The following is a 13565-nucleotide window of genomic DNA, read 5'->3' as shown; positions in this document are numbered from 1 at the left end:
ATCAGCGGTTGGCGAAAAGTACCAATCATTGGCCGCTGGGGGCCGGACTTGGTGTAAGGTTCGCCCCCTTGTTCTCTTTTGATTTGCCTCTGCCATGACTTTGCCCAGCCACGCCCTTTCTTCGCCCGCCATGGTGGATGTTGCCGTCATCGGGGGTGGCCCGGCTGGATTGATGGCCGCCCAGCGCCTGGCCCAAAGCGGGCTGCAGGTGACGGTGTATGACGCCATGCCTTCCGTGGGGCGCAAGTTCCTGCTCGCCGGTCGTGGCGGTCTCAATCTCACCCATTCCGAGCCCATGGCCTCGTTCGTTGGACGTTATGGCTCGCAGCAGGCCGTGGTGGCTTCCTGGCTGCAGTATTTTGGCGCTGCCGAGGTGCAGGCCTGGGCCAAGGAATTGGGCGTTGAGACCTTTGTGGGCACCTCGGGCCGGGTTTTTCCCGCCGATATGAAGGCTGCGCCCTTGCTGCGGGCCTGGTTGGTAACGCTGCGAGCTGCCGGTGTGCGTTTTGCGATGCGCCACCGCTGGCTGGGCTGGGACGAAGCCGGTGCAATGCGCTTTGCCATGCCAGACGGGGAGATTCAGGTACCCGCCCGCGCGACCGTGTTGGCGCTGGGGGGCGGCAGCTGGGCACGCCTGGGCTCTGATGGTGCCTGGGTGCCGCTGCTGCAGCAGGCGGGCATCGCAACGGTGGCGCTGGAACCCGCCAACTGCGGCTTTGATGTGCGCATGCTGCCGGCGCCCGGCGGCGAGACGCAGCCGGGCTGGTCGCCTTTCTTCAGCAGCAAGTTTGCCGGCCAGCCGTTCAAATCGGTGGCCATTCGCTTTGAGGGTGAATCAGGCGCGGTTTTTGCCCGCCGGGGCGAGTTTGTGGCGACCGACACGGGCGTGGAAGGCAGCTTGGTCTATGCCGTGTCTGCGCTGCTGCGTGAGGCTGTCAAAACCCAGGGCAGTGCGACATTTTTGGTGGATTTGCTGCCCGACCACAGTGCCGAGCGCGTGCTGGCCGAGGTGCGCCATCCGCGCGGATCGCGCAGCCTGGCTAGCCACCTCAAGAGCCGTCTGGGGCTGGAGGGGATCAAGGCTGCGCTGCTGTTCGAAGTGCTGGGCAAGGACGGTATGCAGGATGCCCAGCGGCTGGCTGCCACCATCAAGGCAGCGCCCATCACGGTCACAGCCACCCGGCCAATGGATGAGGCGATCAGCACCGCAGGTGGCGTGGCATTCAATGCGCTTTCGCATGACTTGATGTGCCATGCCCGGCCCGGGCTCTTCTGCGCGGGCGAAATGCTGGACTGGGAAGCGCCGACCGGCGGTTATCTGTTGACGGCCGCCTTGTCCAGCGGCGTGCGGGCGGCCCAGGGCGCGGCGCATTTCCTCAAGGGCTAAGGCAGCCCCAGGCAGCGCCGGCTAGGACGCCGCTGCCAAACCATTCTTGAAGTGCAGCATCACGCAGGCGCGTGCTGCGGCGCTGTTGCGCGCGGCCAGCGCCTGCATCAGGGCACGGTGCTCCTGCAGTGATTCCTCAATGCGGCCGGACTTGAACAGCGAGTTGTGGCGGTTGAGCTTCATCACCTTGCGCAAGTCGGCCACCATCTGGCTGAGCCACTTGTTGTCCAGCAGCTCCAGCACGTGCATGTGAAAGCGCTCGTTGGCGATAAAGAAGGCGTCGCGCTCGTGCACAGCCGCTTCCAGCGCGTCATGCAGAGCCTGCAACTCGGCCAGCTGCTCGGCGCTGGCGTTGCTGGCCAATTCGGCGGCGGCATCGCTCTCCAGCAGGGCCAGCAGGTGGTAGACCTGGAGCAGGTCTTTTTGCGAGACCTCGGTGACATAGGCGCCTCGGCGCAATTTCATAGTCACCAGCCCTTCGGTGGCCAGTACCTTCAACGCCTCGCGCAAGGGCGTGCGGCTGATGCCGATTTCTTCGGCAATCTTCAATTCGTCGATCCAGCTGCCTGGCGGCAGTTGGTGCGCAAAAATACGTTGCCGCAATAGCTCGGCAACGTCCTGGTACAGCGCGCGTGGCGCAAAATTGGGGAGGCTCATCGGTGGCGCCATTGTACAGAAGGCGACTGAAATTCAAAATTTTGCATTCATAATTATGAATAATGTACACTTGCCTGGCGGCCGTGGGTCGGCCAATATGCACTGTCTATAACGTATTTCGAGCTTGAGACATGACTGATTCCGCGAAGCACAACACTGCATCCGAGTTTCCCAAGGCCGACCGCGCCGCTTGGGACAAGGCCGCCAGCAAATCCGCCCCTGGCGGTGATGTGGGCGCCCTCGATTGGCTCACGCCCGATGGCATCACCGTCAAGCCGCTGTACACCGCAGCCGACACGGCCGACCTGCCGTTTGCCGATACCTTGCCCGGTTTTGCGCCATATCTGCGCGGGCCCCAGGCCACCATGTACGCTGTGCGGCCCTGGACCATCCGCCAATACGCAGGCTTTTCGACCGCCGAAGAATCCAATGCCTTCTACCGCAAGGCGCTGGCCGCTGGCGGCCAGGGTGTGTCCGTCGCCTTTGACCTGGCCACCCACCGTGGTTACGACAGCGACCACCCGCGTGTGACTGGCGATGTGGGCAAAGCCGGTGTGGCCATCGATTCGGTCGAGGACATGAAGATCCTCTTCAACAGCATCCCGCTCGACAAAGTCTCGGTGTCGATGACGATGAATGGCGCGGTGCTGCCGGTGCTGGCCGGCTATGTGGTCGCGGCCGAAGAGCAGGGCGTGCCGCAGGACCAGCTCTCGGGCACCATCCAGAACGATATTCTCAAAGAGTTCATGGTGCGCAACACCTATATCTACCCGCCCAAGCCGAGCATGCGCATCATCGGCGACATCATCGAGTACACGAGCCAGAACATGCCCAAGTTCAACTCGATCTCGATCAGCGGCTACCACATGCAGGAAGCCGGTGCCAACCAGGCGCTTGAACTCGCCTTCACCCTGGCCGATGGCAAGGAGTACGTGAAAACCGCCATCGCCAAGGGCATGGATGTGGATGCCTTTGCCGGCCGCCTGTCGTTCTTCTGGGCGGTAGGCATGAATTTTTACCTGGAAATCGCCAAGATGCGCGCCGCCCGCATGCTGTGGTGCCGCATCATGACCGGCTTTGAGGCCAAGAACCCCAAGAGCCTGATGCTGCGCACCCACAGCCAGACCAGCGGCTGGAGCCTCACCGAGCAGGACCCCTACAACAATGTGGTGCGTACCACCATCGAGGCCATGGCCGCCGTGTTTGGCGGCACGCAGTCGCTGCACACCAATGCGCTCGATGAAGCCATTGCACTGCCCACCGAGTTCAGCGCCCGCATTGCGCGCAACACCCAGCTCATCATCCAGGAAGAGACCCATATCACCAACGTGATCGACCCCTGGGCCGGCAGCTACATGATGGAAAAGCTGACCCAGGACATGGCCGATGCGGCCTGGAAAATCATCGAAGAAGTCGATGCCATGGGCGGCATGACCCAGGCCGTGGACAGCGGCTGGGCCAAGCTCAAGATTGAGGCGGCCGCTGCCGAGAAGCAGGCGCGCATCGATTCGGGCAAGGAAGTGATTGTCGGCGTCAACAAGTACAAGCTGGCCAAGGAAGACCCGGTCGACATCCTTGAAGTGGACAACGTCAAGGTGCGCGACAGCCAGATTGCCCGGCTCAACCAGATCAAGGCGACGCGCGATGCGGCTGCGGTAGAGAAAGCGCTGCAGGCGCTCACGGCTGCCGCTGAATCCGGTGAAGGCAACCTGCTGGACCTGGCCATCCAGGCCGTGCGCCTGCGTGCCACCGTGGGGGAGGTGTCGGATGCGCTGGAAAAATCATATGGCCGCCACCGCGCTGACACACAAAAGGTGACTGGCGTCTACGCGGCCGCGTATGACTCTGCCGAAGGCTGGGATAACCTCAAGGGCGAGATCGCCGCGTTTGCCGAGGCGCAAGGCCGCCGCCCGCGCGTGATGATCGCCAAGCTGGGCCAGGACGGCCATGACCGGGGTGCCAAAGTAGTGGCCACGGCCTTTGCCGACCTGGGCTATGACGTAGACATGGGCCCGCTGTTCCAGACCCCCGAGGAATGCGCGCGCCAGGCCATTGAGAACGATGTGCACGCTGTCGGCGTCTCCACCTTGGCCGCCGGCCACAAGACCTTGGTGCCCGCCATCATTGAAGAGCTGAAAAAGCAGGGCGCCGACGACATCATTGTGTTTGTGGGTGGCGTGATCCCGGCGCAGGATTACGACTACCTCTACAACGCGGGTGTCAAAGGGGTGTACGGCCCCGGCACGCCGATCCCGGCCAGCGCCAAGGATGTGCTGGAGCAGATCAAGGCCAGCTTGACCGCCTGAGAGTTGATATATACCATTGATATATATCATTTTCGAAAGTGCAGCATGTCTGATCTCGCCATTGCCAAAATCTTTATGAATGGCCGTAGCCAGGCCGTTCGCCTGCCCAAGGAGTTCCGTTTTGACACCGATGAGGTGACAGTGGAGCGCCTGGCAGATGGCTCGTTGGTCTTGCGGCCCGTGCCGGTGGATGCCCATGCCGCGTGGTTGGCGCGTTTGGACGGCATAGTGGGCCGATTCGAGGGCCTGCCTGAAGAGATTGAGCGAGACAAGACACCGCCGCGTGACATCGGTCTTGACTGAAGCAGTGAGCCGCACGCCATCCTTATGCCCCGTTACTACCTTGACACCAATATCTGCATCTATGCCTGGCATCGCCAGCATGCGCCAGTGCTGGAGCGCATGCGCAGCGTCGTACACACCAGTATGGTGATACCGGCGCTGGTGGCGGCAGAGTTGGCCAGCGGCGCCATGCGAAGCATGCATCCGGACCGGAATCGCGCACTGATGGAAGCGGCACTGTCGCTATTTAGCATTGAACCTTGGGGCGGTGATGCCATCTGGCACTACGGCGAGCAGTCGGCACGGCTGCGCAAGGCCGGCACCCCCATTGGTGCCATCGACCTGATGATTGGTTGCCAAGCGCTGGCGGATCCGGATGGCATTCTGGTAACGCATAACGTACGGGAGTTTGAGCGCATTGAAGGTTTGCAGATTGAGGACTGGATGGAGGAGGCAGTATGAAACTCTGGTTCGCGCCCGTCTCCGATGCGGACTTCGAAGCGCTGTTTGCGCTGCGCATCGCCGCCATGCGCCCGAGCCTGGAGCGGCTGGGTATCTTCAATCTGGACAACGCCCGCCAGCGCTTTCAAGGCCAGTTCGACCCGCAGTACATGCAGCATATCTGTGTGGATGAGGGCGCGGGCGAAGGGCCTCAGCGCGCCGGTTTGATGACGGTGATTCCCACCCAAGACGGCCGCCTGAAACTGCAGCACCTGTACCTGCTGCCCGTCTGGCATAACCGCCGGATTGGGGACTGGGTTATGCAGCAGGTGCAGGACCGGGCGCGACGCGACGGCCGCGCCGTGTGGCTGGAGGTGCTCAACCACAGCGATGCCATCCGGTTTTACGAACGCCATGGCTTTGTGCACATCGGCGGTGACCCGATCGACCTGTTGTACCAGTGGAGCCCGGCGCAGGGAATGTGACATGGTATTTGCTCTAAAAATGATAGCTTCCGTGGTTCTCAAGACCAACGCTGGCAAGCCGCTTTTCAGCAAGGTGCAGGCATGAGCGCAGAGATAGCCGAGCGCATAGCCGCCATCACGCAGACCGGTGCGCCAGCGGTGCAGCGCCGCGCGATGGCCAAGGCGATCACCTTGCTGGAATCCACCCGTGCTGACCACCGCGCGCTGGCAGATGAACTGCTGACGGCCTTGCTGCCGCACACCGGCAAGTCATTGCGCCTGGGCATCAGCGGCGTGCCGGGCGTGGGCAAATCCACTTTTATTGAGACCTTGGGCCTGTACCTGATTGGCAAGGGCCTGCGGGTGGCGGTGCTGGCGATCGACCCCTCGTCCACCGTCTCCGGTGGCTCCATCCTGGGCGACAAAACGCGCATGGAGCAGCTGTCGATGCGGCCGGAGGCCTATATCCGGCCCAGCCCATCGAGTGGCACCTTGGGCGGGGTCGCGGAGAAGACGCGCGAGGCCACCCTGGTCTGCGAGGCCGCCGGCTATGACGTGGTGATGGTGGAAACGGTGGGTGTCGGGCAGAGCGAGATTGCGGTGCATGGCATGACGGACATGTTCTGTCTGCTGCAGCTGCCCAATGCCGGCGATGACCTGCAGGCCATCAAAAAGGGTGTGATGGAGCTGGCTGACCTGGTCGTGATCAACAAGGCCGATATCGACCCGAATGCGGCCACCCGCGCGCAGTCGCAGATCACATCGAGCCTGCGTTTGTTGGGCATGCATGGCGGGCACGACCATGCCGCCCAGGGCGCGCTGTGGCAGCCCCGGGTGATACAGATCAGCGCGCTGCTGGGGCAGGGCGTGGAGGCATTCTGGGAGGCGGTGAGCAGCTACCAGCAGATGCAAACGCACAATGGCTGCCTGGCGCAGCGGCGCGAGAAACAGTCATTGGCATGGATGTGGGAGCGCATTGACCACGGCCTCAAGCTGGCGTTCCGCGCCCACCCCGCTGTGCGCGATATGCTGCCGGAGGTACAGCGCCAAGTGGCGGCAGGCCAATTGGCGGCTTCTACAGCAGCCAGAAATTTGCTGCAGGCACAAACCGGCCTGGCAACGATTCACAAAGCGGATTGACGGGCGGCAGCGCAGCCCGGATCCAGACACAGAGACAACCTAGCTTCAAGGATGGAACATGCAAGATATCTTGGAACAACTGGAAAAAAAGCGTGAACTTGCCCGCCTGGGCGGCGGACAAAAGCGCATCGATGCGCAGCACAAAAAAGGCAAGCTCACCGCTCGTGAGCGCATTGAGCTGCTGCTCGATGACGGCACCTTTGAAGAATGGGACATGTTTGTCGAGCACCGCTGCACCGACTTTGGCATGGAAGACACCAAGATCCCGGGCGACGGCGTGGTCACCGGCTACGGCATGATCAATGGCCGCCTGGTGTTTGTGTTCAGCCAGGATTTCACCGTGTTTGGCGGCGCGCTGTCCGAAACCCATGCCGAGAAGATTTGCAAGGTGATGGACCAGGCGATGAAGGTGGGCGCGCCGGTCATCGGCCTCAATGACTCGGGCGGTGCCCGTATTCAGGAAGGTGTGGCGTCGCTGGGCGGCTATGCTGACGTGTTCCAGAAGAATGTGCTGGCCTCGGGCGTGGTGCCGCAGATCTCGATGATCATGGGCCCCTGCGCGGGCGGCGCGGTGTATTCGCCGGCGATGACGGACTTTATCTTCATGGTCAAGGATTCGAGCTATATGTTCGTCACCGGCCCGGAAGTGGTCAAGACCGTGACGCATGAGCAGGTCACCGCTGAAGAGCTGGGCGGCGCGCTCACGCACACCAGCAAGAGTGGCGTGGCCGACATGGCTTTTGACAACGATGTGGAGGCGCTGATGATGCTGCGCCGCCTCTACAACTACCTGCCACTGAACAACCGCGAAAAAGCGCCGGTGCGTGCCACCACCGACCCGGTCAGCCGCGCCGATATGTCGCTGGACACCTTGGTGCCCGAGAATCCGAACAAGCCCTACGACATGAAGGAGCTGATCCTCAAGACCGTGGACGATGGCGACTTCTTTGAGCTGCAGCCTGAATACGCCAAAAACATTCTGATTGGCTTTGCCCGCATGGCCGGGCAGACCGTGGGCATTGTGGCCAACCAGCCCCTGGTGCTGGCCGGTTGCCTAGACATCAAAAGCTCCATCAAGGCCGCGCGCTTTGTGCGCTTTTGCGATGCCTTCAATATACCCGTGGTCACCTTTGTCGATGTGCCCGGCTTCATGCCCGGCACCAGCCAAGAATACGGCGGCATCATCAAGCATGGCGCCAAGTTGTTGTATGCGTATGCAGAATGCACGGTGCCGAAAATCACCGTCATTACCCGCAAAGCCTACGGCGGTGCCTACGATGTGATGTCTTCCAAGCACCTGCGCGGCGATGTGAACCTGGCCTGGCCGCAGGCGGAAATCGCGGTGATGGGTGCCAAGGGTGCTGTCGAAATCATCTTCCGCGAAGACAAGAACGACCCGGAAAAGCTCTCCAAGCGCGAAGCCGAATACAAGAGCCGCTTTGCCAACCCCTTTGTCGCCGGTGCCCGGGGCTTTATCGACGATGTGATTCTGCCGCACGAGACGCGCAAGCGCATCTGCCGCAGCCTGGAGATGCTCAAGAACAAGCAGCTTGAGAACCCTTGGCGCAAGCACGGCAATATTCCGCTGTAAGCGCGAGCACCCTGAATGACCTCGCTCGCCGCCATCGCCTCCCCCATCGCCGCACAGCGGGCGCGCTGCGCCCTGGGCGCAGCGGTGGTGCTGGCGTTGGCCGTGGCTGCAGCCGATGTGGCGGCACAGCCCCAGTCGCAGCACTCTCCCTCTTTCGGTATGGATGCAGGCGGCCAATGCGTTGCACGCAGCGGTGCCACCCTGGCCCAGGCCTGGCAGTATGTTTTTGCCTACCAGGGCGATTGTGAAAACGGCCTGGCCCAGGGCGAGGGCAGGGCGCAGTGGCAGCCACGCAGCCCAGGCCATGCCGAGCCCATCGTCTGGCAAGGCCGTTTTGACCGGGGCATTTTTCTCAGCCGCACGGCTGTGCTGGCGGCCCGGCCCTTGGCCGACAGCCAGGTGCTGCTGGACTTGGGCCCGCTGGCCGACAGCGAAGGCAAGGGTGGGCGCCTGTGGGTACAGGCGGCGCTCGATGGCCGGCAGCCCGCAGATGCCTGCGCGCCTGTCGCCTTGCATGTGCTGGTGGATATCCATTCGGCGCTGGGCTCCGAGCAGGTCGCGCGGCAGTGGCTGCAGGCCGCCCTGCGGCACTGGCAGTTGGCCTGCACATCGGCCAAACCCACAGCGGTGCAGGGCCTGGTGCGCTTGATGCTGCACCAGGGCTTTGAGCTGGCGGTTGATGCGGACGGCCACCTGCCCGTGCCAGTAGTGCGGGCAAGTGCCTCGCTGCAGGGCCGCGAGCTGCTGTTTCAGCAGTACAGCAACAATGCCAGCGCGCAGCAGCAGCGCAATGCCGGCCAGCCCGAGCAGCGCAAAGAGTACAGCGCCAATGCGCAACGCCTGCAGGCGATGGTGCGCAAGTATGGTGCCCAGCGCGTGCTGGACCTGCCCACCTTGGACAAGAGCCTGCCCCACCTGCGCGGGCAGGTGGTGCTGGTGGGGGTGCGGCCCGAGCGGGTCTTGTCTCGCAAGAAGGCGACCGTGCGCACTGCGCACCGCGACGGCTGGGACAACACGGCTGCCGTGGTCGAGGGCCCGGAGATCGCGCAATGGGGCAAGGACAGCCGCGTGCTGGCCGTCAAGGTCCTGGGGCGCTCTACCGATGTGCGCACGCAAGACCAGGCCATATTGCAATTGCTGGGCAGTGCGCGCTGCAGCGAGGTCGATTGTGAAGACTATTTGCTCATGCCCGGCGGGCAATGGGCGCAAGACAGAGCGCTGCCGTAACGACGGCAGCATGGCGGCCAAACAAGAGATTCAACCGAGAGACGACAAACCATGTTCAGCAAAATCCTGATTGCTAATCGCGGCGAGATTGCATGCCGTGTGATCGCCACTGCCCGCACCATGGGCATCAAGACCGTTGCGGTCTACTCCGATGCGGACAAGGAAGCGCGCCATGTGAAGCTGGCCGACGAGGCCGTGCACATTGGCGCAGCCCCCAGCCGAGAGTCCTACCTGCTGGCTGACCGCATCATCGAGGCCGCCCGCCAGACCGGCGCCCAGGCCATCCACCCCGGCTACGGCTTCTTGTCGGAGAACGAGGCCTTTGCCAAGCGCTGCGAGGACGAAGGCATTGCCTTTATTGGCCCCAAGGCGCATTCGATTGCTGCCATGGGCGACAAGATCGCATCCAAGAAGCTGGCAGGCCAGGCCCAGGTCAACACCATCCCCGGCTACAACGATGCCATCGAGAACGCGGAAAAAGCCGTCGGCATTGCGCAGGGCATTGGCTACCCGGTGATGATCAAGGCATCGGCCGGCGGCGGCGGCAAAGGCCTGCGCGTGGCCTATAACGACAAAGAGGCGCTCGAAGGCTTTACCGCCTGCCAGAACGAGGCGCGCAACAGCTTTGGCGATGACCGCATCTTTATCGAAAAGTTCGTGCAGGAGCCGCGCCATATCGAGATCCAGATTCTGGGCGACAGCCACGGCAATGTGGTGTACCTGAACGAGCGGGAATGCTCCATCCAGCGCCGCCACCAAAAGGTGATCGAAGAGGCGCCATCGCCCTTCATCAGCGATGCCACCCGCAAGGCCATGGGCGAGCAGGCCGTGGCGCTGGCCAAGGCGGTGCAGTACCAAAGCGCTGGCACGGTGGAGTTTGTCGTTGGCAAGGACCAGGACTTTTACTTTCTGGAGATGAACACCCGCTTGCAGGTGGAGCACCCGGTGACCGAGTGCATCACCGGGCTGGACCTGGTCGAGCAGATGATCCGAGTGGCCGCTGGCGAGAAGCTGGCCTTCACCCAGGCCGATGTCAAGCGCGATGGCTGGGCGATCGAATGCCGCATCAATGCCGAAGACCCGTTCCGCAACTTCCTGCCATCCACCGGCCGCCTGGTGCGCTTTGAGCCGCCCAAGCAGACCATGTGGCAAGCCGATACCGCGCATTTGCAGGGCGTGCGCGTGGATACCGGTGTGTACGAGGGCGGCGAGATCCCCATGTACTACGACTCGATGATTGCCAAGCTGATCGTGCACGGCAAGGACCGCAAGGAAGCCATTGCCAAGATGCGCGAGGCGCTCAACGGCTTTGCGATCCGGGGCATCAGCTCCAACATCCCGTTCCAGGCAGCGCTGCTGGCCCATCCCCAATTTGTCTCGGGCCAGTTCAACACCGGCTTTATTGCCGAGCATTACGGCCAGGGCTTCCATGCCGAGGACGTGCCGCACGAGGACACCGATTTTCTGGTGGCGCTGGCCATGTTCCGCAACCGCCGCTACCGCGCGCGCGCTTCCACCATCAGCGGCCAGATGCTGGGCCACCAGCTGCGTGTGGGCCACAGCTACACGGCAGTGGTGCTGGGCGCCGAAGGCCAGCACAGTTTTGTGGCGGCCGAGGTGACCGATTTCGACGACGAAGCCCGCGTCTGCAAGGTCAGCATTGGTGACAAGATCTACCAGTTCAGCAGCGAAGCGCTGCTGCGTGATGTCGTCACCCACGGCAGCTGCAACGGCCAGCCCTTTACTGCACAGATCGAGCGCGGCACGGCCAAGAACCCGCTGGCCTTGCGCGTGATCCACAATGGCACGCAGCGCGACATTCTGGTGCTGTCGCAGCGCGGGGCCGAGCTGTACGAGCTGATGCCTTACAAGGCGCCCCCGGATCTGTCCAAGTTCCTGCTCTCGCCCATGCCCGGCCTCTTGGTGGATGTGGCGGTGCAGACAGGGCAGAAGGTGCAAGCGGGCGAGAAGCTGGCCGTGATCGAGGCCATGAAGATGGAAAATATTCTGTTTGCCACCCAAGACGGCGTGGTCAGCAAAGTCAGCGCCTCCAAAGGCAACTCACTGGCGGTGGACGATATCATTCTGGAATTTGAATGATCTGACTGCTTCGCCATGACGCAGACCCGCTGCCCGCAGCGGGTTTTTTTGTGGTGCCGTGTGGGTGTGACGAGAGGATCGGGAATGCTACGAGGTTTATTGGCGGCTGCCGCCCTGGTGCTGTTGGGGCTGGGCATCGTGCCCTTGGCGGCCGGGCACTTTCACCTGGGGGTGCTGGTGCCTGTGGGACTGGGTCTGGTGGGGGGCTACTTGGCCTGGCGCTGGGCCGCTGTGCAGGGCTGGTGCGCCGTCGCGCCTTGGCGGCGCTGGCTGTGGCGTGCTGCCTGGCTAGGGCTGCTGCTCTGGGTGATCAGCGTGGGCTGGCTCTGGCAGATGATCGCTGGCCTGGGGCAGACGCCCGCCGCCGTGCCGACCGTGGCCGCCATCGTGGTGCTGGGCAGTGGCACCGAAGATGGCAAACCCCGCCCGGCGCTGGCCATGCGGCTGGATACCGCTGCGCAGTTGGCCGCGTTGCAGCCCCAGGCGGTGCTGGCGGTGACGGGCGGCGTGGATTTTGGGCAGGACGAGAGCGAGGGCGCCATCATGGCGCGCTACCTGGCGCAGGTGCACGGCGTCGATCCCCAAACCATGGTGGTCGAAGAGCGCAGCACCAGCACGGTGCTGAACCTAGAATGGACGGGGCCGATGCTGCAAGCGCGGGGTGTGAACCTGGCGCAGCCCATTGCCATTGTCAGCAGTGATTTTCACCTGTGGCGTGCGCTGCAGATTGCCCGAAGCCAGGGTTTTAGCCAGCCGATTGGTGTAGCGGCACCCACGCCACTGCTCACCCGCTTCAACGTGTGGCTGCGCGAGTACTTTGCGGTGGCCAGCAGCTGGGCGCTGGGGGAGTGGTAGTGGCCTAAAAAGGTAGTAGCCTAAAAGCGCTTAGCTGCTGGCACGCCGCACCAGGTGGTAGCCCAGATCCAGCCGAGGCTGGGCCACCGGCTGGCCTTGCACCAGCTGCAGCAGCATGGTGGCGGCCTGCGCGCCAATGGCGCTGCGGGGCGTGTGGATGGTGGTGAGGGGCGGCACCATCTGGGCGCTGCCAGGCAGGTCGTTAAAACCGGCAATCGCCATCTGCGCAGGTACCGACAGACCCAAGCGGTTGGCCGCCAGCAGGGCGCCCTGGGCCAGGTCGTCGTTGCAAAAGAACACGGCATCCACGCCACCACCTAGCTGCAGCACCTGCTCCAACAGCTGGGCGCCCAGCGCAAGCGATGAGCGCTCGGGGCTCAAAATCTCCAGCCCCGGATCAGCCAGGCCGGCTTGCTGCAAGGCCTGGCGGTAGCCCTGCAGGCGCTGCATGACCCGGGCATCAAGCTGCGCGCCGCAAAAAGCAATGCGGCGGTGGCCTTGGGCCAGCAGGTGCTCGGTCATCGCGGCGCCGGCATCCGCCTGGGAGAACCCAACGCTGTAGCGCGGTGCCGGCGGATGGCTTTCGGGGTGCAGCTCCATCAAATGCACGCAGGCCGTGCCACTGGCCGCCAGCAACTGGGCGCTGCCGGCGCTGCGCTCGTAGCCGGTCAGCATCAGCCCGGCAGGGCGCATGGGCAGGTAGGCACGCAGCAGCTGCTCTTCCTCGGCGGGGCTGTAGTGCGACACCCCAATCAGCAAGTGGTAGCCCGCCGCAAACAGCACCTTGTGGGCGGCTTCGATCAGATCGACAAACAAGGTGTTGCTCAGCAACGGCACGATGACCAGCACCTGGTTGCTCTTTTGCGATGCCAGCGCGCGTGCGGCCGGGTCGGGTACATAGCCCAGGCGCAATGCGGTCTGGCGCACCTTATCGGCCAGCGCAGGTGCCACCCGGCGCTCGCCACGCAGTGCGCGAGAGACGGTCATCGGGCTCACGCCGGCGGCGTCGGCCACATCTTGCAAGGTGATGCGCCCGCTTGCGCGTGAGCGGCGATGGGCAGGTTCTGGCACCGGTTCTGGCAAAGGGGCGGGAGAGGCAGATGGGGGCAGGGGCA

12 protein-coding genes are annotated in these 13565 nt (G+C 63.3%); 10 read left to right on the top strand and 2 right to left on the bottom strand.

What is annotated here, in order from left to right; genetic code table 11:
• The first annotated feature begins 94 nt into the window (after positions 1–94).
• Positions 95–1387: a TIGR03862 family flavoprotein gene (locus M2375_RS06400; protein WP_259164647.1), complete on the top strand. Its 1293-nt coding sequence runs from the start codon at positions 95–97 to the stop codon at positions 1385–1387.
• A gap of 21 nt (positions 1388–1408) precedes the next feature.
• Here M2375_RS06400 and M2375_RS06395 read toward each other — a convergent pair whose 3' ends face one another.
• The gene (locus tag M2375_RS06395; protein WP_259164646.1) at positions 1409–2044 is read right to left on the bottom strand and encodes a GntR family transcriptional regulator; all 636 of its coding nucleotides are present in this window, start codon (positions 2042–2044) and stop codon (positions 1409–1411) included.
• A gap of 131 nt (positions 2045–2175) precedes the next feature.
• Here M2375_RS06395 and scpA point away from each other — a divergent pair, with 131 nt between their 5' ends.
• The 9 genes from scpA (at position 2176) to M2375_RS06350 (ending at position 12450) form a co-directional block, all read left to right on the top strand.
• Positions 2176–4350: a methylmalonyl-CoA mutase gene (gene scpA, locus M2375_RS06390; protein ID WP_259164645.1), complete on the top strand. Its 2175-nt coding sequence runs from the start codon at positions 2176–2178 to the stop codon at positions 4348–4350.
• Between the two features lie 45 nt (positions 4351–4395).
• Complete coding sequence (locus M2375_RS06385) at positions 4396–4653, top strand: antitoxin (protein ID WP_259164643.1); 258 nt, start codon at positions 4396–4398, stop codon at positions 4651–4653.
• Between the two features lie 24 nt (positions 4654–4677).
• On the top strand, positions 4678–5094 hold the full coding sequence (locus M2375_RS06380) for a PIN domain-containing protein (protein WP_259164642.1): 417 nt from the start codon (positions 4678–4680) through the stop codon (positions 5092–5094).
• The gene (locus tag M2375_RS06375; protein WP_259164640.1) at positions 5091–5558 is read left to right on the top strand and encodes an N-acetyltransferase; all 468 of its coding nucleotides are present in this window, start codon (positions 5091–5093) and stop codon (positions 5556–5558) included. The genes M2375_RS06380 and M2375_RS06375 overlap by 4 nt, the downstream gene beginning before the upstream one ends.
• Positions 5559–5639: 81 nt before the next feature.
• Positions 5640–6677 (top strand): methylmalonyl Co-A mutase-associated GTPase MeaB, encoded by a 1038-nt coding sequence (meaB, locus tag M2375_RS06370; RefSeq protein ID WP_259164639.1) that lies wholly within the window; start codon positions 5640–5642, stop codon positions 6675–6677.
• A 58-nt stretch (positions 6678–6735) separates the two neighbouring features.
• On the top strand, positions 6736–8268 hold the full coding sequence (locus M2375_RS06365) for an acyl-CoA carboxylase subunit beta (RefSeq protein WP_259164638.1): 1533 nt from the start codon (positions 6736–6738) through the stop codon (positions 8266–8268).
• 15 nt (positions 8269–8283) lie between these two features.
• The gene (locus M2375_RS06360) at positions 8284–9495 is read left to right on the top strand and encodes a hypothetical protein (RefSeq protein WP_259164636.1); all 1212 of its coding nucleotides are present in this window, start codon (positions 8284–8286) and stop codon (positions 9493–9495) included.
• Positions 9496–9546: 51 nt separating this feature from the next.
• Positions 9547–11595 carry an acetyl/propionyl/methylcrotonyl-CoA carboxylase subunit alpha gene (locus M2375_RS06355; protein WP_259164635.1) on the top strand — a complete coding sequence of 683 codons (2049 nt, stop codon included), beginning with the start codon at positions 9547–9549 and terminating at the stop codon, positions 11593–11595.
• 84 nt (positions 11596–11679) lie between these two features.
• Positions 11680–12450 carry a YdcF family protein gene (locus tag M2375_RS06350; RefSeq protein WP_259164634.1) on the top strand — a complete coding sequence of 257 codons (771 nt, stop codon included), beginning with the start codon at positions 11680–11682 and terminating at the stop codon, positions 12448–12450.
• A gap of 30 nt (positions 12451–12480) precedes the next feature.
• Here M2375_RS06350 and M2375_RS06345 read toward each other — a convergent pair whose 3' ends face one another.
• Positions 12481–13521 (bottom strand): LacI family DNA-binding transcriptional regulator, encoded by a 1041-nt coding sequence (locus M2375_RS06345; RefSeq protein ID WP_259164633.1) that lies wholly within the window; start codon positions 13519–13521, stop codon positions 12481–12483.
• Between the last annotated feature and the right edge of the window lie 44 nt (positions 13522–13565).

The organism is Comamonas sp. BIGb0152 (genome assembly GCF_024809975.1).
In the GTDB taxonomy this organism is placed as follows: domain Bacteria; phylum Pseudomonadota; class Gammaproteobacteria; order Burkholderiales; family Burkholderiaceae_C; genus Comamonas.
This window is presented reverse-complemented; position numbering and strand designations above follow the sequence as displayed.